At 68.6% G+C, this 21,020-nt stretch carries 32 protein-coding genes; 17 read left to right on the top strand and 15 right to left on the bottom strand.

Features of this window, described 5'->3' with window-relative positions; genetic code table 11:
• On the bottom strand, window positions 1–389 hold a 389-nt coding region (locus tag Q7J39_RS02880), incomplete at its 3' end, for a fumarylacetoacetate hydrolase family protein (protein ID WP_304820228.1).
• Window positions 390–531: 142 nt separating this feature from the next.
• On the opposite strand from Q7J39_RS02880, the gene Q7J39_RS02885 reads away from it, so the two are divergent.
• Together Q7J39_RS02885 and Q7J39_RS02890 are read left to right on the top strand one after the other, a co-directional pair.
• Window positions 532–1,740 carry a CaiB/BaiF CoA-transferase family protein gene (locus Q7J39_RS02885; protein ID WP_304820230.1) on the top strand — a complete coding sequence of 403 codons (1,209 nt, stop codon included), beginning with the start codon at window positions 532–534 and terminating at the stop codon, window positions 1,738–1,740.
• 23 nt (window positions 1,741–1,763) lie between these two features.
• Window positions 1,764–2,237 (top strand): cupin domain-containing protein, encoded by a 474-nt coding sequence (locus Q7J39_RS02890; RefSeq protein ID WP_304820232.1) that lies wholly within the window; start codon window positions 1,764–1,766, stop codon window positions 2,235–2,237.
• Here Q7J39_RS02890 and Q7J39_RS02895 read toward each other — a convergent pair.
• Both Q7J39_RS02895 and Q7J39_RS02900 read right to left on the bottom strand, forming a co-directional pair.
• Window positions 2,234–3,076 (bottom strand): carbon-nitrogen hydrolase family protein, encoded by an 843-nt coding sequence (locus tag Q7J39_RS02895; RefSeq protein WP_304820234.1) that lies wholly within the window; start codon window positions 3,074–3,076, stop codon window positions 2,234–2,236. The genes Q7J39_RS02890 and Q7J39_RS02895 overlap by 4 nt on opposite strands.
• Window positions 3,077–3,106: 30 nt before the next feature.
• Window positions 3,107–3,658, bottom strand: a complete 552-nt coding sequence (locus tag Q7J39_RS02900; protein ID WP_304820236.1) for a TetR/AcrR family transcriptional regulator — start codon at window positions 3,656–3,658, stop codon at window positions 3,107–3,109.
• Window positions 3,659–3,743: 85 nt separating this feature from the next.
• Here Q7J39_RS02900 and Q7J39_RS02905 point away from each other — a divergent pair, with 85 nt between their 5' ends.
• Window positions 3,744–4,169: a PaaI family thioesterase gene (locus Q7J39_RS02905; RefSeq protein ID WP_304820238.1), complete on the top strand. Its 426-nt coding sequence runs from the start codon at window positions 3,744–3,746 to the stop codon at window positions 4,167–4,169.
• Here Q7J39_RS02905 and Q7J39_RS02910 read toward each other — a convergent pair.
• Window positions 4,166–5,011, bottom strand: coding sequence for an SDR family NAD(P)-dependent oxidoreductase (locus Q7J39_RS02910; RefSeq protein WP_304820240.1), 846 nt, complete (start codon window positions 5,009–5,011; stop codon window positions 4,166–4,168). The genes Q7J39_RS02905 and Q7J39_RS02910 overlap by 4 nt on opposite strands.
• Window positions 5,012–5,092: 81 nt before the next feature.
• Between Q7J39_RS02910 and Q7J39_RS02915 the strand changes: the two genes are divergently transcribed.
• Complete coding sequence (locus Q7J39_RS02915) at window positions 5,093–5,899, top strand: alpha/beta fold hydrolase (protein WP_304820242.1); 807 nt, start codon at window positions 5,093–5,095, stop codon at window positions 5,897–5,899.
• Here the strand turns inward: Q7J39_RS02915 and Q7J39_RS02920 are convergent.
• Window positions 5,896–7,308: an HWE histidine kinase domain-containing protein gene (locus tag Q7J39_RS02920; RefSeq protein WP_304820244.1), complete on the bottom strand. Its 1,413-nt coding sequence runs from the start codon at window positions 7,306–7,308 to the stop codon at window positions 5,896–5,898. The genes Q7J39_RS02915 and Q7J39_RS02920 overlap by 4 nt on opposite strands.
• Window positions 7,309–7,505: 197 nt before the next feature.
• Here Q7J39_RS02920 and Q7J39_RS02925 point away from each other — a divergent pair, with 197 nt between their 5' ends.
• The 4 genes from Q7J39_RS02925 (at window position 7,506) to Q7J39_RS02940 (ending at window position 9,168) form a co-directional block, all read left to right on the top strand.
• Window positions 7,506–7,829, top strand: coding sequence for a hypothetical protein (locus Q7J39_RS02925; protein ID WP_304820246.1), 324 nt, complete (start codon window positions 7,506–7,508; stop codon window positions 7,827–7,829).
• Window positions 7,826–8,227, top strand: coding sequence for a hypothetical protein (locus Q7J39_RS02930; RefSeq protein ID WP_304820248.1), 402 nt, complete (start codon window positions 7,826–7,828; stop codon window positions 8,225–8,227). The genes Q7J39_RS02925 and Q7J39_RS02930 overlap by 4 nt, the downstream gene beginning before the upstream one ends.
• A gap of 71 nt (window positions 8,228–8,298) precedes the next feature.
• Complete coding sequence (locus Q7J39_RS02935; protein ID WP_304820250.1) at window positions 8,299–8,970, top strand: superoxide dismutase; 672 nt, start codon at window positions 8,299–8,301, stop codon at window positions 8,968–8,970.
• A gap of 27 nt (window positions 8,971–8,997) precedes the next feature.
• The gene (locus tag Q7J39_RS02940) at window positions 8,998–9,168 is read left to right on the top strand and encodes a DUF1328 domain-containing protein (protein WP_215338125.1); all 171 of its coding nucleotides are present in this window, start codon (window positions 8,998–9,000) and stop codon (window positions 9,166–9,168) included.
• A gap of 79 nt (window positions 9,169–9,247) precedes the next feature.
• On the opposite strand, the gene Q7J39_RS02945 is transcribed toward Q7J39_RS02940, so the two are convergent.
• From Q7J39_RS02945 to Q7J39_RS02955, 3 genes are read right to left on the bottom strand one after another with little or no spacing between them, the layout of a single operon-like run.
• Entirely contained in the window at window positions 9,248–10,024 is a 777-nt protein-coding gene (locus tag Q7J39_RS02945; RefSeq protein WP_304820252.1) for a metallophosphoesterase, read from the bottom strand.
• Complete coding sequence (locus Q7J39_RS02950; protein WP_304820254.1) at window positions 10,024–10,938, bottom strand: diacylglycerol kinase family protein; 915 nt, start codon at window positions 10,936–10,938, stop codon at window positions 10,024–10,026. The genes Q7J39_RS02945 and Q7J39_RS02950 overlap by 1 nt, the downstream gene beginning before the upstream one ends.
• A gap of 7 nt (window positions 10,939–10,945) precedes the next feature.
• A complete protein-coding gene (locus Q7J39_RS02955) occupies window positions 10,946–11,263 on the bottom strand; it encodes a hypothetical protein (protein WP_304820256.1) in 318 nt (105 codons plus the stop codon).
• A 165-nt stretch (window positions 11,264–11,428) separates the two neighbouring features.
• Between Q7J39_RS02955 and Q7J39_RS02960 the strand changes: the two genes are divergently transcribed.
• Window positions 11,429–11,887 carry an OmpA family protein gene (locus tag Q7J39_RS02960; RefSeq protein ID WP_304820258.1) on the top strand — a complete coding sequence of 153 codons (459 nt, stop codon included), beginning with the start codon at window positions 11,429–11,431 and terminating at the stop codon, window positions 11,885–11,887.
• 202 nt (window positions 11,888–12,089) lie between these two features.
• On the opposite strand, the gene Q7J39_RS02965 is transcribed toward Q7J39_RS02960, so the two are convergent.
• Window positions 12,090–12,416, bottom strand: a complete 327-nt coding sequence (locus Q7J39_RS02965) for a PRC-barrel domain-containing protein (RefSeq protein WP_304820260.1) — start codon at window positions 12,414–12,416, stop codon at window positions 12,090–12,092.
• Window positions 12,417–12,567: 151 nt separating this feature from the next.
• On the opposite strand from Q7J39_RS02965, the gene Q7J39_RS02970 reads away from it, so the two are divergent.
• Both Q7J39_RS02970 and Q7J39_RS02975 read left to right on the top strand, forming a co-directional pair.
• On the top strand, window positions 12,568–12,771 hold the full coding sequence (locus tag Q7J39_RS02970) for a hypothetical protein (protein ID WP_304820262.1): 204 nt from the start codon (window positions 12,568–12,570) through the stop codon (window positions 12,769–12,771).
• 19 nt (window positions 12,772–12,790) lie between these two features.
• Entirely contained in the window at window positions 12,791–13,057 is a 267-nt protein-coding gene (locus Q7J39_RS02975; protein WP_304820264.1) for a hypothetical protein, read from the top strand.
• Between the two features lie 73 nt (window positions 13,058–13,130).
• Here the strand turns inward: Q7J39_RS02975 and Q7J39_RS02980 are convergent, their stop codons facing one another.
• Window positions 13,131–13,304, bottom strand: coding sequence for a DUF1328 domain-containing protein (locus tag Q7J39_RS02980; protein ID WP_304820266.1), 174 nt, complete (start codon window positions 13,302–13,304; stop codon window positions 13,131–13,133).
• A 99-nt stretch (window positions 13,305–13,403) separates the two neighbouring features.
• Entirely contained in the window at window positions 13,404–14,198 is a 795-nt protein-coding gene (locus Q7J39_RS02985; RefSeq protein WP_304820268.1) for a response regulator, read from the bottom strand.
• Between the two features lie 336 nt (window positions 14,199–14,534).
• Here Q7J39_RS02985 and Q7J39_RS02990 point away from each other — a divergent pair, with 336 nt between their 5' ends.
• The 4 genes from Q7J39_RS02990 to Q7J39_RS03005 are packed head-to-tail and all read left to right on the top strand — an operon-like array spanning window position 14,535 to window position 17,252.
• A complete protein-coding gene (locus tag Q7J39_RS02990; protein WP_304820270.1) occupies window positions 14,535–14,723 on the top strand; it encodes a NepR family anti-sigma factor in 189 nt (62 codons plus the stop codon).
• Window positions 14,723–15,328, top strand: coding sequence for a sigma-70 family RNA polymerase sigma factor (locus Q7J39_RS02995; RefSeq protein WP_304820272.1), 606 nt, complete (start codon window positions 14,723–14,725; stop codon window positions 15,326–15,328). The genes Q7J39_RS02990 and Q7J39_RS02995 overlap by 1 nt, the downstream gene beginning before the upstream one ends.
• 14 nt (window positions 15,329–15,342) lie before the next feature.
• Window positions 15,343–17,067 (top strand): sensor histidine kinase, encoded by a 1,725-nt coding sequence (locus Q7J39_RS03000; RefSeq protein WP_304820274.1) that lies wholly within the window; start codon window positions 15,343–15,345, stop codon window positions 17,065–17,067.
• A gap of 47 nt (window positions 17,068–17,114) precedes the next feature.
• Complete coding sequence (locus Q7J39_RS03005) at window positions 17,115–17,252, top strand: entericidin A/B family lipoprotein (RefSeq protein ID WP_304820276.1); 138 nt, start codon at window positions 17,115–17,117, stop codon at window positions 17,250–17,252.
• 72 nt (window positions 17,253–17,324) lie between these two features.
• On the opposite strand, the gene Q7J39_RS03010 is transcribed toward Q7J39_RS03005, so the two are convergent.
• From Q7J39_RS03010 to chpT, 4 genes are all read right to left on the bottom strand, one after another.
• Window positions 17,325–17,936 carry a hypothetical protein gene (locus Q7J39_RS03010; protein WP_304820278.1) on the bottom strand — a complete coding sequence of 204 codons (612 nt, stop codon included), beginning with the start codon at window positions 17,934–17,936 and terminating at the stop codon, window positions 17,325–17,327.
• A 65-nt stretch (window positions 17,937–18,001) separates the two neighbouring features.
• A complete protein-coding gene (locus Q7J39_RS03015) occupies window positions 18,002–18,829 on the bottom strand; it encodes a protein-glutamate O-methyltransferase CheR (RefSeq protein WP_304820279.1) in 828 nt (275 codons plus the stop codon).
• Window positions 18,826–19,197 (bottom strand): PleD family two-component system response regulator, encoded by a 372-nt coding sequence (locus Q7J39_RS03020; protein WP_304820679.1) that lies wholly within the window; start codon window positions 19,195–19,197, stop codon window positions 18,826–18,828. The genes Q7J39_RS03015 and Q7J39_RS03020 overlap by 4 nt, the downstream gene beginning before the upstream one ends.
• Before the next feature lie 98 nt (window positions 19,198–19,295).
• A complete protein-coding gene (gene chpT, locus Q7J39_RS03025; RefSeq protein WP_304820281.1) occupies window positions 19,296–19,985 on the bottom strand; it encodes a histidine phosphotransferase ChpT in 690 nt (229 codons plus the stop codon).
• Between the two features lie 66 nt (window positions 19,986–20,051).
• Here chpT and Q7J39_RS03030 point away from each other — a divergent pair, with 66 nt between their 5' ends.
• Entirely contained in the window at window positions 20,052–20,252 is a 201-nt protein-coding gene (locus tag Q7J39_RS03030) for a DUF3553 domain-containing protein (protein WP_304820283.1), read from the top strand.
• Window positions 20,249–21,019, top strand: a complete 771-nt coding sequence (cysQ, locus tag Q7J39_RS03035) for a 3'(2'),5'-bisphosphate nucleotidase CysQ (protein ID WP_304820285.1) — start codon at window positions 20,249–20,251, stop codon at window positions 21,017–21,019. The genes Q7J39_RS03030 and cysQ overlap by 4 nt, the downstream gene beginning before the upstream one ends.
• Window position 21,020 lies beyond the last annotated feature (1 nt).

Consider the following 21,020-nt stretch of genomic DNA (forward strand, 5'->3'; position numbering starts at 1 on the left):
CCGGCTTCCCAGGGCTGGCCCTTGTCCTTGGCGGCGTTCTGCAAGTCCCGGCGCGTCAGGTCGACGCCGACCGCGTAGCCATAGACCAGGTCGAGGGCGCGCTCGACGGGGACGTTGGCGCCACCGCCCTTCAGCGCCACCACCAGCTCGATCTCGTGGTGCAGGTTGGCGGTGCGGGGGGGATAGGAGACCGCGCCGCCGGGAATGACGACGGCGTCGGCGGGCTTGGCGAAGAAGAACGGCGGGTCGCGGTCGTCGCCCCCCATCTCGCGCCGGTGGGCGGCATAGTTGCGGCCCACGCAATAGACGCGGCGGACGGGGAAGAGGGCGTTCGAGCCCTCGACGGGGACGCTGGTCTGGGCCGGCGGAGCAAGGACGTAATCGGTCATGAGAGCCGCCTTACGCCCGCGCCGGGTGGAAGGGAACCCCGCGCGGGCGCGCGACGGGAACCCGGCCGGCGAGATTGACAGACGCGGGGTCAGGCGGGTCCAACGGGTCCGCCATCCAAGCCGACCTGCCCGGAGCCCCCAAATGACCGACGCCGCCAACCAAGGCCCCCTGAAGGACCTGGTGGTCATCGAGATGGGCACCCTGATCGCCGGGCCCTTCGCAGGGCAGATCCTGGGCGACTTCGGGGCCCGGGTGATCAAGATCGAGGATCCCAAGGTGGGCGACCCCATGCGCCAGTGGGGCCGCAGCCTGCCCCAGGGGCTGTCGCCCTGGTGGCCGGTGATCGGGCGCAACAAGCAGTCGGTGGGCCTGGACCTGCGTACGCCCGAAGGCCGCGAGATCGCCGCGGGCCTAATCGCCAAGGCCGACATCCTGATCGAGAATTTCCGGCCTGGCACCATGGAGAAGTGGGGCATGGGATATGAGGCCCTGTCGGCCATCAATCCGGGGCTGATCATGGCCCGGGTCTCCGGCTTCGGCCAGACCGGCCCCTATGCCAGCCGCGCCGGCTATGGCCTGATCGGCGAGGCCATGGGCGGCCTGCGCCACGTCACCGGCGAACCCGACCGGCCCCCAGCCCGGGCCGGCATCTCCATCGGCGACAGCCTGACGGCCATGCACGCGGTGATGGGGATCACCATGGCCCTGCACCACCGGGCCAATACGGGCCGTGGCCAGATGCTGGACGTCGCCCTCTATGAGAGCGTGCTGGCGGTGATGGAGAACCTGGTCACCGAGTACGACCTGACCGGCTATGTCCGCGAACGCTCGGGCTCCATCCTGCCGGGTATCGCGCCGTCGAACGTCTATCCCTGCGCGGAGGGCGAGATGATCCTGATCGGCGGCAACGGGGACACCGTCTTCGCCCGGCTGGCGCAGACCATGGGCATGCCCGACCTCGCCAAGGATCCGAAGTTCGTCGACCACGCCTCGCGCGGGGTGAACCAGGCCGAGCTGGACGACATCATCGCGGCCTGGACCAAGGACTTTGCCTTGCCCGACCTGCTGGCCCTGCTGGAGGCTGACGGCATCCCCTCGGGCCGGGTGTTCCGCGCGCCCGACATGCTGGAGAACGAGCAGTTCAAGGCGCGCGAGACCATCGTGGAGACCGACCACCCGGTGTTCGGCAGGATCAAGATGCAGGGCGCCTTCCCCAGGATGTCGGAGACCCCCGGCAAGGTCCGTTGGCCCGGCCCGACCCTGGGCCAGCACACCGACGAGGTGCTGACCGGCCTGGCGGGGCTGAGCGCGGACAGGGTGGCGGAGCTGCGGGCGAAGGGCATAGTCTAGGGTCTCAGCCGGAGGCCGAGCCGATGTCCGATATTCCGCAAGACGCCTGGAAACACACCGGGGTCCGCGTGGTCCCCGGCGACCAGCTCGACACCAACACGCCCCAGACGCCGGGCATGGACCGGGCCGCGGCCATCAACTTCGCCCGCGTCGGCGCTCAGAAACTCTGGGCCGGCACCGTCCATATCCACGCCGACGCCAAGACCGGCGCCCATCACCACGGGCCGCTGGAGAGCGTGATCTATGTGCTGAAGGGCCGGGCCCGGATGCGCTGGGGCGAGAAGCTGGAATTCACCGCCGAGGCGGGCCCCGGCGACTTCATCTATGTGCCGCCCTATGTGCCGCACCAGGAGATCAACGCCTCGGCGGACGAAACCCTGGAATGCCTGCTGGTGCGCAGCGACAGCGACGCCGTGGTGGTGAACCTGGACATCGAGCCGGTGGAGAGGCCGGAGGGCGTGGCCTGGATCGACCCCATCCACAAGGCGCCCGGCTAGAACCGGCTCTGGTCTCGGCTCCGCCGGTCATCGAGGTTGCGCGCGCCGTAGATGTCGCCGGTCCGGGCCTTGGCGCGCCAGGGCCGGGCCTTGTTGAGCGCCATGTCGAGCGCCGGATCAGCCCGGTCCAGATCGGTGATCGCCAGGGCCGGCTGGCCGTCGCGGCGCGCCTGGGACAGCCAGTAGCCGTGAGGCCCTATGACGCCGGAGCTCAGGACCCGGCTGAACTGGGCCGGCGCCGACAGACTGACCCAACAGTTGGTGGCGGCCGCATAGGCCTGGGCCATCACCCCGAAGATCGGGTCCTCCGAATAGGTGGAGAACAGGACGACGTCGGCGCCCAGGGCGCCGTACTCCAGGAAGAGTTCGGGAAAGTTCACCTCGATGCAGAGCGCCAAGCCGAAACGGAAGCCGCCGGCCTCGAACACTAGGGGATCACGTCCCGGGGTGTAGAAGTCGGCGAGTTCGCTGCCCGAGATCAGCCGTTTGTCGTAGCGGCCCGCCAGTTCTCCCTGAGGCGAGATGACGTAGAGGCTGTTGTGGGGGCGGGTCTCCCCCGACAGCCGGTGGTTGGCGCCGACCACGACCCAGAGCTCGAGCTCGGCGGCGAGCTTGGCGATGTCTTCCAGCTCCCGGCGCAGGCCCTCCCAGTCCACCGACCAGCCCTTGAAATGGGGCTTGCCGGGGCCGGAGGGGTAGCCCGAAACCGCGCCTTCCGGAAAGTGCGCCAGGTCCGCCCCGGCGGCGCGGGCCTGACGCATCAAATCCCGCACCGCCGCAGCGTTGGCATGCTGGTCGAGACCGACAAGACTCTGGGCGACGGCGAGGCGAAACGTCATGGGGCGAGGTTCCAGGGTCCCTACGGGAGGTCAAGCCGAATACCGCTCCACCAGGTTCAGCAGCGCATCTTCCAGCCCTGGATCGGCCAGCACCGGCGAAGCCTCCAGCACCGCGGCGCGGATCACTCCGATCACCGCCCGGCTGATGACGAACCGGTCCAGGCGGTCACCGGGGTGGCGTTCGATCAGGCGGTTGGTGGTCTTCTCCTCGGTGGGGATAAGGTCGGTCGCCAGGATCGCCTTGAGGCAGGCCCGGCGCGTGGCGGGGCGGTCGGCCATGATGGCGATCTGGACGCGGATGGCGAGGCGCGCGCTGGACACCCCCTCCGGACCCGCCGCGGCCATCAGTTGCTCGCGGACCTTGGCGTTTTCGGCCAGCGCCATGGCCACCAGGATCGAGGCCTTGTCGGCATGATATTGGTAGAGGGTGCCGATGCTGATCCCCGCCCGCTCGGCGATGGCGTTTGTGGTCAGGGCGCCCTCCCCCTGCGCTTCGAGAATCTGAGCCGTGGCCTCGAAGATGGCGGCCTGGGTCGCCACCGCGCGGGCCTGTCTCGGTTGCCGGCGTTGGGATTGGGCCATGTGCGGGAGGTCTCCGGGAAAGGCGAGTAGCCGAACATGAGCTTAGCTCGGATTGTCTGCGCCTCAACAGTTGGAGGTGTTTTGGATGACCTGGGCGACGCAACGACTTGATGCGCTGAAGGCCGGCGACATGACCGTCCCACCCGTCGTGACCACCCTGAAGATGGGGACGCTGGAGGACTGGGGGACGGGCTGGGTGCGCAAGACCTGGCAGCCGGCGCCGGAGGTTCTCAACGGCGACGGCTCATTGTTCGGCGGTTACCTGGCGGCGCTGGCCGACCAGATCCTGGCCTTCGCGGCCATGACGGTGGTCCCCGACGAGAACTACTACCGCACCATCAACCTGCAGATCCTGTTCGTGAAGGTTGGCGCCGCCCGGCCTCTCACCATCGAGGGCAGAGTAACCGCCGTCACCCGCCAACTGATCACCGTGGAGGCCGACTTCCGCCGCGAGGACGGCGAGTTGATCGCCCGCGCCTCGGCGCAGCAGATTCTGATGCCGAAGGTCTAGGCGGAGAGGCCCAGGCGCTTAGCCACCATCCGGTCCACCGTCCGCCGGGGCAGGTTGGCCATCATGAAGGTGGTGAGAGGGTTGGGGGCGACGGTGTAGCGGACCTTGGGCCGGGCGGTGGTCAGGGCCTTGGCCACCGCCTCGCCGATCGCCTCGGGGGGCAGGCCGGCGGCCCCGCTGGCGGTCATGAAGGCGTGGACCTTCTTCAGCGCCGGATAGAAGGCGGTGTCGCGATAGGGTTCGATGTCCTCCGGCTTGGCCTTGCCCCAGATCGGTGTGGCCACGGCCCCGGGCGCCACCACGATCACCTCGATGCCGAACAGCATCAGCTCGCGGCGCAGGGATTCCGAGAGGCCTTCCACCGCGAACTTCGAGGCGTTGTAGGGCGCCATGAAGGGCGAGCCGTTCTTGCCCCCCACCGAGCTGATATTGACGATCCGGCCGGGGTCGCCCTTGCGGTCGGGACCGAGCGCCAGCAGCGGGGCGAAGGCCTGGGTAGCGATCACCACACCGGTCAGGTTGACCTCGATCTGCTGGCGGAAGTCGGCCACCGGCAGGTGCAGCAGGGGGCCGGCGACGGCCACTCCGGCATTGTTCACCAGGCCCATCAGCGGCTCGCCGGCCAGGGTGACGCGCACCTGCTCGGCGGCGGCGCGCACCGCGGCCTCGTCGGTGACGTCAAAGATCAGGGGGACGAAGCGGTCGCCGAATTCCTGGCGCAGGCGGTCGGCGTCGGCGGCCTTGCGCACGCTGCCGAACACCCGGACGCCCTGGCCGGTCAGCACCTTGGTGATCCCCCAGCCGATGCCGGTGGAGACTCCCGTGACCACAACGCTTTTCATGATGCTTCCCCGCTTGCCTGACGGACCCGCCCGTCCGAACCTAGGTGAGGCTGCGCCGTCGCCGTCGCAAGGAGAAGCTGCATGCCCACCGCCCACGTGAACGGCCTGGATATCTACTACGAACAGGCCGGGGCGGGCGCGGCCCTGCTGTTCATCTCGGGCACCGGCGGCGACCTGCGCAACAAGCCCAACCAGTTCGACGGGCCGTTCCCGAAAGCCTTCGACATGGTCTCCTATGACCAGCGGGGCCTGGGACGGTCGGCCAAGCTGGATGTCGCCTATTCGATGGCAGACTATGCCGACGACGCCAGCGCCCTGATGGGCGAACTGGGGATCGAGCGGGCGCATGTGGTGGGGGTCTCCTTTGGCGGCATGGTGGCCCAGGAGCTGGTCCTGCGGCATCCGCACCGGGTCGATCGCCTGGTCCTGGCCTGCACTTCACCGGGCGGGGCCGGCGGCGCATCCTTCCCCTTCCACGAGATCGGCCACCTCAAGGGCGAGGCCCGCGCCAAGCACCTGACGCCGATCTCCGATACCCGCCGCGACGCGGCCTGGGCCGCCGCCCATCCCGACACCTACAACCAGATCATCGCCATGAGCGCCGCCGATCCCTATGCCGACGAACCCGGCCACGAGATGGGCGCCCGGCGGCAGCTGGAGGCCCGCGCCCACCACGACACCTGGGACCGGCTGGAACAGATCGAGGCCCCGACCCTGATCGCCGCGGGCCGCTATGACGGCATCGCCCTGCCGGAGACGCAGGAGAATCTGGCCAGCCGCATCAAGGGTTCTGTCCTGCGATTCTTCGAGGGCGGCCACCTGTTCATGATCCAGGACCGCACGGCGAGCGCCACTATGATCAAGTTCCTGAACGGGGAAGCGGTCTAACCCGCGTCGAGCAGCGCCGAGACCGCCGCGGCCACCTGGGTGACGTCATAGGGCTTGCGGATGATGGGGGCGTCAAAGCCCAGCGGGGCGCCGGTGTCGCCGTAACCGGTGGCGAAGACGAAGGGTATGCCGCGGGCCGCCAGGGCCTCTGCCACCGGATGCACCGACAGGCCGTTGAGATTGGCGTCCAACACGGCGGCGTCGATCTGGCCGTCCAGCAGGGCCATGGCTTCGGACAGTTCATAGGCCGGCCCCACCACCTCGGCGCCGGCGTCCGAGAGGCCCGTCTCCAGCTCCAGCGCCAGCAGCACCGCGTCCTCGACGATCAGCACGCGGGACCCGCGCAGGTCGGTGGGGCGGTTCGTCTTGGGCGTGGTCTCGAACACCCGAACCACCGGGGCGTCGGGCACGTTGTCGGGGCGGTCCACAATGGTCCGGGCCCCGGCGGTGACGCGGACCCGCACGCCGCTGGCGCGGAATTCGGGAACCACCTCGCCGTTCAGCTCGCGGCCGGTGACCTGGGCCAGCAGGGTGGAGCCGAAGCCCCTGTGACCGGGAACGCCCACCGGCGGCCCGCCGCTCTCATTCCAGATCAGTTCGAATCCGCCGTCCGGCGTCCGGGTCCAGCGGACATCGACCCGGCCGGTGTCGGTGGAGAGTGCTCCGAACTTCACCGCATTGGTGGCCAGTTCGTGCAGGGCCAGCGACAGGGCGTTGGCGGCGCGCGGCGTGAGGAAGAGTTCGGGCCCTTCCCAGCGGGTCTGGCCGGGCGCGATGCCCCCCAGCTCAGCGGCCGCGAGATGGGCGATGGCCGCGCCGCGCCAGCGGGCGGCGGTGAGCAGTTCGTTGGCCGAGCCCATCGACTTCAGCCGGCCGGCGAAGTTGGACAGGAAGCTTTCCAGCGAGGTGGTGCGCTTGGCGGTCTGGTAGGCCAGCGACTGGACGGCGGCGAGCACGTTCTTAACCCGGTGGTCCACCTCGGCCATCAAGGTTCGGCGCTGATCTTCCTCGACGCGGCGGTCGGTGATGTTCTGGATGACGCCGCAGATCGAGGTCATTTCGCCCTTGGCGTTCAGCACCTGGATGCCGGCGGCCCGAAGCCAGGTGATCTCTCCGTTCGGTCCCGGACGCAGCCGGTACTCGGCCTCATACCGGCCCTCGGCGCTCAGACCCTCCACGATCGTCTGGCGCAGGCTGTCGCGGTCGTCGGGATGGACCAGTTCCTGGATTTCTTCGGCGTCGCGGACTGAGGTTTCACCGGCAGGCAGGCCGGTGATCGCGGCCATGCGGTCGCTGACGACAAAGACGCCCCGGACGATGTCCCACTCGAACTCGCCCAGACGCGCAGCCTGCAGCGCGAGGTCGAGGCGCTTGCGGTCCAGGTTCAGGCCGGTGGCCTTCTCGCTCATGGGAGGATCATAGATCGCTGTTTGCACCGACGCGACAGGAACCGTGGGTTTAGGTTCCTCATTCCGGACACAATTTGATCAGGCGCGACCGCTTTGCGCTGGCGCAGGAACCGGCCTAGGATGTCGGCGTTGTGGCTGTGCTTCCCCATGCCCGCAAGGCGTTGCGGGGGCAGTCCTAATTTTCTGGAGAGTCTTCAATGCCTACGAACGCTGTCGAACGGACTGCCGAGGAAGCCAAGGCCGCCGCCCACTCCGTGGCTGAGGCCGCCACCCAGATCGCCAGCCAGGCCGAACGCAGCTTCGCCGAAGCCGCCAAGCGCTTTGAGAAGGTTGTCGCCGAGGGCATGGAGCAGGTTCGCGCCCAGAGCCGCACCTATGCCGACAACGCCGGCGAGCATCTGGACGAAGCCCAACGCTATGTCGTCGAGCGGGTCCGCGAGAAGCCGCTGATGGCCGCCGGCACCGCGCTGGGCGTCGGTCTTCTGGTGGGTCTGCTGCTGGCCAGCGGTCGCAACCGTTGATCTTCAAGAAGGCGGTTCTCTACGTTTCGGCCGTCTCCGCGCTGGCCGCGGCGGCGGTCGTCGTCGTCGTGGCCCTGGCCTTTGCGCTCTATGCCGCCGTCTTGCCGCAGGTCGGCCCCGCCTGGGCCGCCGCCTGCGTGGCCGGCGCGGCCGCCCTGTTGATGGTGCTCTGCGCCCTGGCCCTGGTGATCAAGGTCAACCCGCCGAAGTTCGGGAAGCAGGCCGAGGAGCGCGACACGCTCACCCGGCTCATCGACCTGGCCAAGGACAAGCCCATCGTCGCGGCCAGCGCCATTATCGGCGCCAGCCTGGTGGCGCTGAGAAACCCGAAGATCGTCGCCACGGTCCTGGCCACGGCCATGGCCACACGATCCACCACCACGCCAAAGAAAAAATAGCGAACCCGACATGGGGTTGAGGGGTTTCGGAAGGGACGGGCGCACCGCGCCCCTGCATCCGGGACCCCATCATGTTCGAACTGCCGCCGCTGCCCTACGACCACGCCGCCCTTGAGCCGGTGATCTCGCGGGCCACGATGCATCTGCATCACGACAAGCATCACAAGAAGTACGTCGAGACGCTCAACAAGCTGCTGGGTGATGCTGCGCCCAGGAGCCTGGAGGACGTCGTCCTTGAGGCCTTCGCCGACGACGGGAGCCGCAAGCTGTTCAACAACGCCGCCCAGGCCTGGAACCACACCTTCTTCTGGAACGCCATGAGCCCGCGGCGCCAGACTCTGGACGGATCCCTGGTCCAGGCGGTGGCCCGGGACTTCGGCGGAGCCGAGGCCCTGAAGGCCGCCTTCGTGAAGGAAGGCGCCGCTCACTTCGGGTCGGGCTGGGTCTGGCTGGCCGCGGAGGGCGAGGCTCTCAAGGTGCTCTCCACCCACGACGCCGAGGACCTGTTGATCCATCGGGGCCTGACGCCTCTCCTGGTCTGCGACCTGTGGGAGCACGCCTACTATCTGGACCACAAGAACGACCGCGAGGGCTTCCTGAACGCCTGGTTCGACGGCCTGCCCAACTGGAGCTTCGCCGAGAGTCAGTACGCCGCGGCGCGCGGCGAGGGTAAGGCCTGGACCCATCCCGCACCGGTCGAGCCAGCCAGGGGAACGGCTGCGCTTGGCGAACGTTCGAACTAGGTACGCAAACCAACCGGAGCTTCTCCCATGCTGAGCTGGGCCCTGACCTTCCTGGTGGTCGCCTTGATCGCCGGCCTCCTCGGCTTCACCTCCATCGCGGGCGCCGCGATGGGTGTCGCCAAGATTCTGTTCTTTGTTTTCCTGGTGCTGTTCGTGGTCAGCCTCGTCATGCACCTCGTCCGCGGGCGAAGCGTCTAGCCACGCCCCAGACAATCGCGAAGTGCGCGCCTCCGATCTGGTCGGGGGCGCGTTTTGCCATGCGCGACGAGGCAGGGCTCTAGCGCCGGGTCAGGGACCAGGTGCGTTGCGGCTCGAACTTGGAGCCGGTCCAGGCCAGGGCGGTGACCCGCATCTCGGCGTCGTCGGTCTCGATGATGTTGAAGCCGGGGGGCACGCCGCGCTCGCGCACCGACAGGGTGCCGCAGCCGGCCGCGTAGGTCTTCCCATCCCCATAGCCATAGGGCCAGGTGAAGGGGGCGTGGATGTGCCCCGACAGCACCAGGTCGACCCCGGCTTCGGCGAAGGCCTTGGCGGCGGCCTCCCCGTGCCAGACCTTGCCGGTCATCGGCCCACCGATCATCTCGGTCAGCGGGTGGTGGCAGACCACGATCCTCAAGCATCCGGCCGGGACGGCGGCGAGCCAGGCCAGCGCCTCCTCCACCTGATTTTGGGAGATTTGCCCCTTGGACCAGTTGGCCCGAGGCTGCACGCCGCGCGCCGTGTTGAGGCCATAGACCGCCAATCCCGGAGCCAGGTGGGTCTGGAAACGGGCGCGGCCGATGGCGCGTTCGTAGCGGGCGAAGGGGGTGAATAGGCGATCGTACCAGGCGAGATAGGGCGCGTCGTGATTGCCCGGAGTCACCAGCTGGGGCTCGGGAAGCTGTTTCAGCCAGGCCGCGGCCGAGGCGAACTCGCCCTTCTCCCCGAACCGGGTCAGGTCGCCGGAGACCACCACCAGATCGAGGCGCTCGGCGGCCAGCCAGTCCCGCACCGCCGCCACGGCCTCGACGTTCTCGCCGCCGAAGTGGATGTCGGACAGATGGGCGATACGCATCAACGCCCCGCCTTGGCCGCAGCCCTGTCCGCCGTCGAGTCGGAGGCCGGCTTCCTCGGCGGGGCCAGCACGCGGGTGACCTCGCTTTTCCAGCTCACCTGGACGCTGGCCTTCAGCCTGGCAGGCTCGCCGTCGAGTACGGCGGGAATGCCGCTGGACGCCCATACCCGGGCCTGGCGGCAGGCGACGGACTGGACCGAGGGATCGTCCCGCCAGTCCCCGATGACACTGTGCAGGCCGATGCGCAGCGCCTCCGCCACGCCCGCCGGATCGAGCGCCGCGGCCTCCAGGAACTGGTCGTCGTCGTCCAGGGCGCGCGAGGCGATGGGGCACATGAAGGTCATGGCCTCGGCCTTGCCGCGCCCGGCCCCGTCAAGGCTGTAGCGCAGCCGACCGGAAAAGGCGCGGCGCCAGGCGCGGCGGGCGCGGTGGAAGGCGAGCATCGGACGCCCCTCGCGCACCGCCTCGCGGGCCGGCGCCAGCAGGGCGCCGGAGCCGAGGATGGCGGCCACCAGGAACAGGCGCCCGTCCACCATCCCGCCGCCGAGAGGCCGTTCCTCGCCATGTTCGAGGGTGTCTCGCAGGGCGGCCTTCCAGTCGGTGGTGCCGTAGACCGCCTTGGGCAGCATGTTCATGGTGCCGCCCGGCAGGGGTGCGATCATCGGTCCTGACATGCCGCAGAGCTCGGCCGCCGCGCGGGCCGTGCCGTCGCCGGCCAGGATCACCAGCAGGTCCGGCCCCCGGTCGATGGCCGCCTGCAGGCAGCCCGAGAGGTCGCCGTTCTCCGGGACGCAGACATTCGTCTGGCCGCCGAACTCGGCCAGGATGGCGCGCGCCTCATCGGGCGCGCCGGCGCTGACACTCCCCGAGGCGGTGTTGGCGATCAGTTCGATGCTGCGGATCTTCGCCCCCACGGAAACCTCAGCTTTCCGTCTGGCTGAACGTCTTGGCCCTGAGGTCGCGGGCGGCGTCCATCATCACCGGCTGGGCGCGGTCGGTGGCCACGGCCAGGCCATGATCGACAATGCCGCCGCTGCGGGCGAACGAGCCTTCCTTGGCGGCCAGGGCCAGGACCACCGTGCCCACCAGGGCGGCGGCGAAGGTCAGGGTCATCATGATCGGGTGACGCTTGCGCGCCTTGCGCTCGTCGCGGCGGCCCCGAGCATAGGCATCCTGGACCTCGGGCTCTTCAGGGGCCGGGGTCGGGTGCGAAATCGTCGTGCGGCGTTGCCACAGCATGGTCGTGGTCTCCGGTCGCGGATTGGGACTCACCAAACGGTGGAGGCTGTTAGGGGTTCCGGTGTGGCGCGCCGGGAAACGCCAAGCGTCGCCATGCGTTGCCCCTGTGGATGGCTATGTCATGGCGCTGGGCTATGGTGTCGGCTGGTTCAAAAGGGTGTGCTCATGACGACGGTTCGTGGACTTGGCGCGGCGGTTCTGGTGGTGGCGGTCCTGGGGGCGGGCTGCACGACGATGACCAGCGCGCGCGACCGCATCGTCAAGCGCGAGGCCAGCTGCGCCGACGTGACCGTCGACATCTATTTCGAACCTGACTCGGCCGAGGTCACCCGGGAAGGCCGCGCCGTGCTGCGCGCCGCCGCCGATCAGGCCAAGGGCTGCCAGGTGGACAAGGTGCTGGTGCTGGGCCTGGCTGACGCCGCCGGCGCGCCGGCCGCCAACCTGGAACTGTCCAAGCAGCGCGCCACCTCGGTCACCAAGGCCCTGACCGCCACCGGCCTGCCCGCCGGGGAAATCGATCTGGCCGCCGCGGGCCAGTCCGGCTCCGTGACCGCCTCGGGCGACAATCGTCCCCTGCGCCGCCGGGCCGACGTCACCCTCAAGCTCTCGACGCCCCGGAAATAGGGGCGGACTCGCCGATAGCGCGCAAAAAGAAGGGCGGCTCCGGGGAGAGCCGCCTTGAAGGTGTGCACATCGAGAATGGGGTGCGAAGGCGGCAGACCGGCGTGTGCGCCGGTCTCAAGTCGGGGGGGGCGTCGCCGCCTTCGCAAATATCAAACTCACCCACGATTCCTTGGTTCCCGCTTCGCGCGAGTTTTTTCGAAAATTATTTCGCCTCCAGATCCACCGCCGGCATGGAGTCGAACTCCGCCTTGCTGAGGGGGATGACGAAACGGTCGCCCTCGGGGCTCAAGGCCTTGTAGGGCAGGCTGCGTGGACCGGCGGCCCGCGCGCCCTTCGGCTGGACCAGCACCTGCAGCGGACGACCGTCGGCGCCGGTGATCACCTTGGCGATCGTGCCGAGCACCGCGCCGTCGGATGCGCGCACCTCGCGCCCCTCAAGGGCGAGCCCTTGCGCGGACGCCAGGTTGGCGAAGGCGAGCAGCACACTGGCGGCGAGGCCGGCGACGAGAACGTGTCTGGGCTTGATCATGATGCTCAACAGATGGGGAGGCCGTGACCTCATTGCGACCATCTTGGCGCAGCGCACCTGAACCGTCGATGAGCGGGAACAGCAGAACGACTGTGGCGTTAGCCAGATGCGGGCGCCCGGTCCGCGACAGAACTAACTCGGGGGTCCCCCAATGATCCGTAGCTTTGACGCGCCTGGCGGGATCGTCCTCTTCACCGCGTCGAGCCCGCGCCAACGTCAGGTGCGCCGCCGCTCGGCCGCCATCGCCGTGATTTTCGCGATCGCCTTCGCCGGCGGTCTCATCGGCCAGCTCAGCGCGGCTCGCGACGCCGTTGGCCCGGTTCCCCCCGGTCCGTTCAGCTATTTCCCGAACTAGGTAACAAGGAGCCACCCCCATGGCCGTCCTCTCCCGTAATTCCGACCACACCGTCCTCAACGCCACCCGCGCCCGCCAGGGGCGGTTTGGCCGGCACGTCTTCTGGGTGCTGCTGGTCTCCACCGCGCTGGCCGCCATGGCCCTGTTCGGCGCCTGGACCTGGCAGGCCGACAACCTGGCCTCCACCGAGGTGAACAACGGCAAGCAACCGGCGGACGCCCAGGCTTTCGAGATGGGCGCGCCGGCGGAGGGGACGCTGCAGACTTCGCCGGACACGCCGCGCTAGGCTGCGGCGACCTCATCGAATGCAGAACGGCCGCCCAACGGGCGGCCGTTTTCATATTTGGATATCGACCTGACTACAGAACCGACTGTCCCCGCACCGCGCGGATGACGAAACTCGCCACCAGCAGCACCAGGAAGAGGACGAACAGCACCTTGGCCACGGTGGCGGCGAGGCCGGCCAGGCCCATGAAGCCCAGGAAGCCCGCCACGATGGCGAGGACGGCGAAGGTCAGGGCCCAACCCAACATCAGATCTACTCCCGGAAACGCTGCGCCCCCGTTGTGGACGCCTGAACACGAAAACGCCGGCGCGAGGCCGGCGTTCCGCTCAAGCCGGGGCTTGGGAGATCAGGCGGCCTGTTTGGCGTTGCGCGGGTGGAAGAACAACGCCTGGCCGATCGCCGCCTTCACCGTTTCCGGCTGGAAGGGCTTGGTGATCAGGAAGGTGGGCTCCGGGCGTTCGCCAGTCAGCAGGCGCTCGGGGAAGGCGGTGATGAAGATCACCGGCACGTCGTAACGCGCCAGGATATCCTTCACGGCGTCGATGCCCGACGACCCGTCCGCCAACTGGATGTCAGCCAGGACCAGGCCGGGGACCTTGCGGTTGACCGCGTCCACCGCTTCGGTGCGGGTGGCGGCGATGTCCACCACCGTGTGGCCCAGTTCCGTGACCAGGGCCTCGATGTCGGCGGCGATCACCGGCTCGTCCTCGATGATCAGAACGTCGGTGGCCAGTTCGGCGTCGATTTCCTGCTGGGCTTCGCTGATCAGGCCCTCGACCTCGGAGAAGTCGGCGCCCAGGATCTGAGCCGCCTCCGACGGCGTGAAGCCCTCAAGCGCGGTGAGCAGGAAGGCCTGGCGCGACCGCGGCGCGATCCGCATCAGGCGGCCGCTGGCGTCGTCTCCGGTGACGCCGCCGTCGCGGGGCTCGAGCTTGGCGCCCGTGCTCAGCCAGATGGCGTGGAAGACATGATAGAGCGCCACGCGGGGCGTGAGGTTGGCCTCCAGCACCCGCTCTCCGGCGGCCAGCGCTTCAAGCGCGACACGGACATAGTGGTCGCCGGTGGTCTGATCCCCCGTCAGGGCGCGGGCATAGCGGCGCACATAGGGCAGATGGGGCGCCAATCGGGCTAGCAGACTCAAGGTGATACCCTCCCCGTAGGAAACACGCGAACGCCTCGGGTTGCATGCCCCGACAGCGCTCACCATAGCGCCGGAAACGTCGCTGTGGGGAACCGGTTCCCTCAAGCGTGCGTTTTGTTCATCCTGGAGCGCATCGCGGTTAGGCGGAATCCGGTTGACCCGCCCAACCCGCGCGACACTTCTGAAGCTAGAGCCTTTTCGAGCACACCAGATGATTTCATCTGATCCTGACAGGCTATAGGGGCCCGAGATGGGAACCGGAATCGGAGCGGGGCGTTGACGGGCGACGATGACCAATCGAGGGGGCAAGCGCCGCGAAAGCGGAGCGCCGAGGACATGATCGAACAAACACCCAATGAGGACCGGCGGAAGGTCTCTGCCGCCCTCGACGAAGCCCGGCTCCGCCAGCAGGCGATCGGCGCGCGGCTGCGCCAGATGTTCGACGAAGTTGTCAATGAACCTGTGCCCGACGAGTTTCTCGACATCCTTCGCAAGGCCGACAAGCGTTCCTCGGAGAACGGCTGATGGCGGGCGACGACGCCAAGAACGCCAGCCGGACGCCGGCGGAGGACGAGGCGTTCAAGCGTGAGCTGGTCAAGCTGATCCCCCACCTGCGCGCCTTCGCCCGCACCCTGGCCGGAGAGCCAGCCGGCGCGGACGATCTGGCTCAGGACGCCATGATGAAGGCCTGGGACGCCCGCAACTCATTCCAGATGGGCACCAACATGAAGGCCTGGACCTTCATGATCCTTCGCAACCAGTTCTATTCCGAAAAGCGCCGCTCCTGGCGCCAGACCCAGCTCGACCAGGAAGCGGCCGAGCGAACCCTGGTGGCCGTGGACGACCCCGAGGCGCCTGTGGCCCTGGACGAACTGCGCCTGTCCCTGGCCATGCTGCCGCCCGAACAGCGGGAAGCCCTGGTGCTGGTGGGCGCGGGGGGCTTTGCCTACGAGGAAGCCGCCGAGATCTGCAACTGCGCCGTCGGCACCGTGAAGAGCCGGGTCAGCCGGGCTCGGCGCGCCCTGCACGCGATCCTCGACGACGGAGCCTATGAGCGCGATGGTGGAGCCGCCGGCGACGCCATGCGCTCCATCCTCGCGGATGCGGAGCGCCTCTCAAGCGCCCGCTAGGCGACGGGCTCGACATGATCACTTCCCCTTGGGGCTCACTATCGACGATCCGGGTGCGCCTCACCGCCGCGCTGGCGGCCGCCCTGTTGCCGGTGTTGATCCTCGGCGCCATCCAGTCCTCCATGGCCTTCCAGCGCGAGGGTGAGATCGTGCGGCAGAACCTCGCCGCCGCCGCCGAGCGCAGCGCCGCCACGGCGCGGGCCCGGATGGAGGCCGCCGACATCCTGCTGGAAACCCTGGCGCCCGCCTCCGTCGGCTTCCAATGCGCCCAGCGCCTGGCCGAGGTGACCCGGCGCATTCCGGGCTATTCGAACCTGATCCGCTTCGACCGCCGCGGCCGGGTGGCCTGCGCGGCCCATGATGTTCCCGTCGACCTCCGCCGCGCCGAGCGCCCCTGGTTCCAGCAGCTGCAGAAGGGCGACAACCTGGTGGTCACCCGCGACCCCGGGGCGCTCTACGCCAAGGAGCCGGTGCTCCTAGCGGCGGTGCGCTCCACCGATCCCAAGGTCGGTTTCGACGGCGCACTGGTGGCGGTGATCTCCCTGCAAAGCCTGGCCCCGCGCCTGGCCGACCGCTCCTTGCCCGACGAGGCCGAGGTGGCGCTGGCCGACAAGCAGGGCCGCTACATGAACTTCACCGATGGCCAGGCCTTCCCCGCCCTGCCCTCCGCCTGGCGGGCCAAGGCCGACGCCCGGGGATCAGTGGTCTGGTACGCCAAGGACCGGCGCGGCGACGCTAGGGTCTATTCCGCCGCGCCCCTGGTGGGCGACGATCTCTATGTGATCCTGTCGGCAAAGTCGGGAAGCCTGTTCTCCTGGGCGCGGCTCAACCCCCTGACGGGCCTGCTGTTCCCGATCCTGGCCTTCGTCCTGGCCCTGCTGGCGGTGCTGGTGGTGACCGATCGGGTGGTGATCCGCTGGATCGCCTATCTGCAACGGATCGCGGCCCTCTATGCGCGGGGCCGGCTCACCGTCCGCCCCGTCCAGGCCGAACAGGCGCCGCCGGAAATCCGCGACCTGGCCGAGACCCTGGAACAGATGGCCGACGCCATCGTCGGGCGCGACGCCACCCTGCGCGACAACCTGGCCCAGAAGGACGCGCTGATGCGCGAGATCCATCACCGGGTGAAGAACAATCTGCAGGTCATCTCCTCGCTGCTGAACATGCAGCAGCGGGCGCTCACCGACCCCGCCGCCCGCGCGGCCATGTCCGACACCCGCCAGCGGATCACGGCGCTCGCCCTGATCTACCGCGCCCTCTACCAGGGACCCGACCTGAAGCGGGTCGACCTGCGGCCCTTCCTGGAGGAGCTCACCGCGCAGCTGCTGTCCGCCGACGCCCTGCACGGGGCCCCGGTGAGGACCGAGATGCACATCGACGCCCTGGTGATCGATCCCGACCGCCTGGCGCCGCTCGCCCTGTTCGCCGTCGAGGCCATCACCAACGCCCAGAAGCATGCCTTCGCGGGCCGGGGCGGCACGCTGACCGTGACCTTCAAGGTTCACGGCGATGAGGCGGTGCTGGAGATCAGCGACGATGGGAGCTCCGACAACGACGTGCTCACCGCCTCCGGCGTGGGCCGCACCCTGATGACCGCCTTCGCGCGACAGCTGCGGGGGCGAACCGAGCTGGTGCGCAGCGAAACGGGCGGCGTCACCGTCCGCCTGATGTTCCCGACACCGGGCGTGGAAAATACAGTGAAGCCTGAACCGCAATCAGGGAACCAGGCGGCGGCCTGACCGTTCGTCTCCGGCAAGTTCAACAATCCCCCGGGGAGAATAACCCAATGCGTAAGATCGCTCTGCTGGCCGTCGTGGCCGCCACCTTCGCCATTTCCGCCTGCAACACCCTGTCGGGCGCCGGTCGTGACGTTTCGGCCGCCGGTTCGGCCGTGACCAGCACCGCCGAAGACGCCAAGCAATAGGCTTCTAAGCCCCTTCAGGGGCTTGAAATCCCGTCGCAGTTCCTGCGGCGGGATTTTTCGTGGGCGGAGGTCTCAGTCGCCGCCGAACCACACGAAGGCGCGGTTGATCTTCTGGCCCATGGCGGTGAGCGCCCCGGTCAGCACGGTCTCCTCGGCCCCGCCGGCATGGACCCGCTCCAGGGCCTTGGGGTCGATCTGGCCCTCGAAGCTCACCTGGCCCAGCACATCGTCCTGGCCGCGGAAGCTCAGCTGTCCGGCGGTCACCTTGTAGGCGTTGGGCAGGACCCGGCGGCTGACCTCGTGATAGGGCTGGCCCAGTTCATTCTCCCGCAGCGGGCTGGTGACGTCGTCGAACTCCAGCATGATCGGCGCGTAGTTGGGCGAAATCCGCTGGCCCTTCTCGTAGTTGGCGAAGTCCTCGGGCGCGCCCAGATGCAGCCCCCTCAGCTTGAAGTTTCCGAACTGGATCGGCGCCTTGGCGAAATAGTAGCCGAACAGGTTGAGGCCCGGCTGATGGAAGAAGCCGGTTAGCGGCGCAGCTGGCGCGATCGGCGCCACGGGCTCGGGCGGCGCCACGGTGGCCGTCGGCTGTCCCGGAGAGACCGGCGCGGACGGCTCCTGGGTCGGCTTGTTGCAACTGGCCAGGGCCAGGGCCGCGGCCAGGACAGCGGTAGAAGCGGACAACAGGCGTCTGGACATCAAAAATCCCCCGAGTGACCGGGTGATCCTAGGTCTTGTGGCCCTGCTTGTCAGGCGGCGGCGCGAAAGGAAGGATTGCGGGCGTAGAGGCCGGGGCGCCCGCTGACCGGCTGGAACGCCTCGGAAAGGCCCATGGCGGCCTCGCCCAGGCCCAGGAACAGGAAGCCGTCGGGGCTTAGCGCCCGGGCCAGGTTCTCCAGCAGGCGCGCCCGCATCGGTTCCACCAGGGCGCCCAGGACATAGCGGCAGAAGATCACGTCGAACCGCCCGGCCGCCGAGAGGTCGGCCACCAGGTTGATGCGCCGCCAGCGGACCATCTGCCGGATGCGCGGCGACAGCGCCCACATCTCGTCGGCCTTCTCGAAGTGGCGGACCAGCTGGCGGATCGGCAGGCCCCGCTGGATTTCGAACTGGGTGTAGAGTCCGCTCTGGGCCTTCTCCAGGGCGCGCTCGGAGAGGTCCGACGCGAAGAGCTCCAGCTTGGCGCCCGGAATCAGGGCGCGCTGGTCCTCGATGATCATGGCCAGGGAGTAGACTTCCTGGCCCGAGCCGCAGGCCGCGCTCCAGATGCGGATCGGCTCGCCGTCGCGCAGGCGGGCGAGGGTCGGCAGGATCTCGTCGCGGAACAGGTTGAAGGGGCCCCGGTCGCGGAAGAAGGCGGTCTCGCTCGAGGCCATGCACTCCACGATCGCCCAGGCCAGCCGGTCCTCGCGCTTGGCGCGCAGGGCCGCGATCATGTCGTCGATGGAGCCGAAGTTCTCCCGACGGGCCACCGGGCCCAGGCGGCTTTCCAGCAGGTAGGTCTTTCCGGGGTCGACGAACAGGCCGGCGCGCGCGGCGCAGAGCTGGACCACCAGGTCGATGTCCTCAGGCCTCATATCAGTCCGGCCTCGGCGAACTTCGAAGCGATGATGTCACCGTCGAAGGGCTTCATGATGTACTCGTTGGCGCCGCAGTCCAGGGCCTCGCGGATACGTTCGATATCGTTCTCGACGGTGCAGAACACCACCGTGGGCTTGTCGCCGCCCGGCTCCAGCCGCAGATGGCGCAGGAACTCGATCCCCGTCATCATCGGCATGTTCCAGTCCAGCAGCACCGCGTCCGGCATGGCCGCCCGGCACCAGGCGAGCGCCTCCATCCCATCGGACGCCTCGGCGATTTCAAAGCCGATGTCCTCCAGGATTCTGCGGGCGACCTTGCGGATCACTCGGCTGTCGTCAACGACGAGGCAGGTCTTCAACGCGATACTCCACCCTTCAACCGTCTTCTCGCGCGCGGTTGGTTAAGGAGCCGTATTAACCGATCGGAAATTCACATTTCGCGCGGGTGTGTCGCACGCCCTTTTCAGGCCGGAATACTGGCCGCGAAGGTGACCTTCTCCTCGCCGACGTCGGCGAAGATGCGGCCGCCCGCATCGGTCAGGAACAGGTGAACGTAGTAGGCCTGAACCCAGTGACCGTGCAGGCCTTCCCCCATGGCCTCGCCTCGCAGGCCTGCCAGCACCTCGGGGCGCAGACGGGCGCGAGGACCGATGGCTTCCACGGCGATCACCACGGTGGCGCCTTCCTGCACGGCGCGAATCTTGGCGGTCCCGCCGGTGGGCAGGGCCGCGCCGGCCATCTGGGCCAGGTTGAGAATGGCCCGCGCGGTGGGCTTGTTCAGCGACGGCGCCTCCACCTGCCAGTCCATCTCGGCCCGCATGTGGGCGAAGACGCCTTGGGCCAGCTTGGCCAGTTCGCGGGCGTCGAAGGTCTCGGCGGTGGCCGAGGCGCCGAAGGCCACCCGGGTGAAGGACAACAGGTCGGCCAGCTTGCGGGCGCTGCCGGCGATCAGGTTCATGGCGTCTTCGCGCATGTCCTGGGCGCTGGGATCGTCCAGCAGATCCAGGCCCGAGACGATGGCGCTGGCCGGGCTGATGAAGTCGTGACACATGCGCGCCGCCAGATAGGCGGCGACCTCCGCGGTGCGCGGCGCAGGTTTGGGCTCAGCCTCCACGGAGGGGTCGGCGGCGGCGTTCTGATCTGGCTCTGACATAAGGCTTTGAACTTGGCCTGATTTGGCGCTTTGGCAAACCGGGACGGGCGGATAGGTAACCGGCTCATGAGTGGTTCCGATCCCTTCCTTGAGCCCGGCGTCGTCGTACGCCATCCGGGCCGTGAAGACTGGGGTCTGGGGCAGGTGCAGTCGGTGGCGGGGCGCAAGGTGACGGTGAATTTCCAGGATGGCGGCAAGCAGGTCATCGACACGGCGATCGTGCCCCTCGCCTTCGTAAGCAACGATCCCCGGAGCGCCCGGCGATGAGCGGCTTCAACACCGACATCGGGCCCTTGCTGGCCGACATCGTCGAGGAGGCCGGCCGCCTGGTCCTGCCCCTGTGGAAATCCGGCCTGGAGGTCTTTTCCAAGGCCGACGAGAGCCCGGTCACCGAGGCCGACCGCCGCGGCGAGCTGCTGATCCTGGAACGGCTGGAGACCCACTTCCCCGGCGTCCACGTGATCTCCGAGGAGGACGCCAGCGAGTTCGGCACCCCCGACGCGATCGGCGATCGCTTCTTCCTGGTGGACCCGGTGGACGGCACCAAGGCCTTCGTGCGCGGCGATCCGAATTTCACGGTCAATATCGCCCTGATCGAGGGTCGCCGCCCGGTCGCCGGCGCCGTCTGCGCGCCGGCTTCAGGCGAGACCTGGTACACTGAGGGCGGCCAGACGATGAAGCGCATGGTGGGCGAGGCCGGCAAGCCGGTCGCGGCCCGCGCCTGGCCCAAGGGCGAGGCCGTCGCCCTGGTCAGCCACACCATGAAGGAAGACACCCTCAAGGCCCTGGCCGACAAGTACGGGTTCGACGCCACCCGCGCGATGGACTCATCCATCAAGTTCTGCCGCCTGGCGGAGGGCTCGGCCGACGTCTATCCGCGCCATGGCCCCACCATGGAGTGGGACATCGCCGCCGGTCACGCGGTGCTGGAGGCGGCGGGGGGCAGCGTTCTGACGCCGGAGGGCGAGGCCTTTGTCTACGGCAAGGCCGATGAGAAGTTCCGCAACGGCTGGTTCGTGGCGCGGGGCAGGTAGT

This window comes from Phenylobacterium sp., assembly GCF_030651185.1.
Classification (GTDB): domain Bacteria; phylum Pseudomonadota; class Alphaproteobacteria; order Caulobacterales; family Caulobacteraceae; genus Phenylobacterium.

What these genes read in the sequence shown, in the direction of transcription:
- Q7J39_RS02885 (WP_304820230.1), top strand. Translation starts at nt 532, where the DNA reads ATGACCGACGCCGCCAACCAAGGCCCCCTGAAGGACCTGGTGGTCATC.
- Q7J39_RS02890 (WP_304820232.1), top strand. Translation starts at nt 1,764, where the DNA reads ATGTCCGATATTCCGCAAGACGCCTGGAAACACACCGGGGTCCGCGTG.
- Q7J39_RS02895 (WP_304820234.1), bottom strand. Translation starts at nt 3,076, where the DNA reads ATGACGTTTCGCCTCGCCGTCGCCCAGAGTCTTGTCGGTCTCGACCAG.
- Q7J39_RS02900 (WP_304820236.1), bottom strand. Translation starts at nt 3,658, where the DNA reads ATGGCCCAATCCCAACGCCGGCAACCGAGACAGGCCCGCGCGGTGGCG.
- Q7J39_RS02905 (WP_304820238.1), top strand. Translation starts at nt 3,744, where the DNA reads ATGACCTGGGCGACGCAACGACTTGATGCGCTGAAGGCCGGCGACATG.
- Q7J39_RS02910 (WP_304820240.1), bottom strand. Translation starts at nt 5,011, where the DNA reads ATGAAAAGCGTTGTGGTCACGGGAGTCTCCACCGGCATCGGCTGGGGG.
- Q7J39_RS02915 (WP_304820242.1), top strand. Translation starts at nt 5,093, where the DNA reads ATGCCCACCGCCCACGTGAACGGCCTGGATATCTACTACGAACAGGCC.
- Q7J39_RS02920 (WP_304820244.1), bottom strand. Translation starts at nt 7,308, where the DNA reads ATGAGCGAGAAGGCCACCGGCCTGAACCTGGACCGCAAGCGCCTCGAC.
- Q7J39_RS02925 (WP_304820246.1), top strand. Translation starts at nt 7,506, where the DNA reads ATGCCTACGAACGCTGTCGAACGGACTGCCGAGGAAGCCAAGGCCGCC.
- Q7J39_RS02935 (WP_304820250.1), top strand. Translation starts at nt 8,299, where the DNA reads ATGTTCGAACTGCCGCCGCTGCCCTACGACCACGCCGCCCTTGAGCCG.
- Q7J39_RS02940 (WP_215338125.1), top strand. Translation starts at nt 8,998, where the DNA reads ATGCTGAGCTGGGCCCTGACCTTCCTGGTGGTCGCCTTGATCGCCGGC.
- Q7J39_RS02945 (WP_304820252.1), bottom strand. Translation starts at nt 10,024, where the DNA reads ATGCGTATCGCCCATCTGTCCGACATCCACTTCGGCGGCGAGAACGTC.
- Q7J39_RS02955 (WP_304820256.1), bottom strand. Translation starts at nt 11,263, where the DNA reads ATGCTGTGGCAACGCCGCACGACGATTTCGCACCCGACCCCGGCCCCT.
- Q7J39_RS02960 (WP_304820258.1), top strand. Translation starts at nt 11,429, where the DNA reads ATGACGACGGTTCGTGGACTTGGCGCGGCGGTTCTGGTGGTGGCGGTC.
- Q7J39_RS02965 (WP_304820260.1), bottom strand. Translation starts at nt 12,416, where the DNA reads ATGATCAAGCCCAGACACGTTCTCGTCGCCGGCCTCGCCGCCAGTGTG.
- Q7J39_RS02970 (WP_304820262.1), top strand. Translation starts at nt 12,568, where the DNA reads ATGATCCGTAGCTTTGACGCGCCTGGCGGGATCGTCCTCTTCACCGCG.
- Q7J39_RS02975 (WP_304820264.1), top strand. Translation starts at nt 12,791, where the DNA reads ATGGCCGTCCTCTCCCGTAATTCCGACCACACCGTCCTCAACGCCACC.
- Q7J39_RS02980 (WP_304820266.1), bottom strand. Translation starts at nt 13,304, where the DNA reads ATGTTGGGTTGGGCCCTGACCTTCGCCGTCCTCGCCATCGTGGCGGGC.
- Q7J39_RS02990 (WP_304820270.1), top strand. Translation starts at nt 14,535, where the DNA reads ATGATCGAACAAACACCCAATGAGGACCGGCGGAAGGTCTCTGCCGCC.
- Q7J39_RS02995 (WP_304820272.1), top strand. Translation starts at nt 14,723, where the DNA reads ATGGCGGGCGACGACGCCAAGAACGCCAGCCGGACGCCGGCGGAGGAC.
- Q7J39_RS03000 (WP_304820274.1), top strand. Translation starts at nt 15,343, where the DNA reads ATGATCACTTCCCCTTGGGGCTCACTATCGACGATCCGGGTGCGCCTC.
- Q7J39_RS03005 (WP_304820276.1), top strand. Translation starts at nt 17,115, where the DNA reads ATGCGTAAGATCGCTCTGCTGGCCGTCGTGGCCGCCACCTTCGCCATT.
- Q7J39_RS03015 (WP_304820279.1), bottom strand. Translation starts at nt 18,829, where the DNA reads ATGAGGCCTGAGGACATCGACCTGGTGGTCCAGCTCTGCGCCGCGCGC.
- chpT (WP_304820281.1), bottom strand. Translation starts at nt 19,985, where the DNA reads ATGTCAGAGCCAGATCAGAACGCCGCCGCCGACCCCTCCGTGGAGGCT.
- Q7J39_RS03030 (WP_304820283.1), top strand. Translation starts at nt 20,052, where the DNA reads ATGAGTGGTTCCGATCCCTTCCTTGAGCCCGGCGTCGTCGTACGCCAT.
- cysQ (WP_304820285.1), top strand. Translation starts at nt 20,249, where the DNA reads ATGAGCGGCTTCAACACCGACATCGGGCCCTTGCTGGCCGACATCGTC.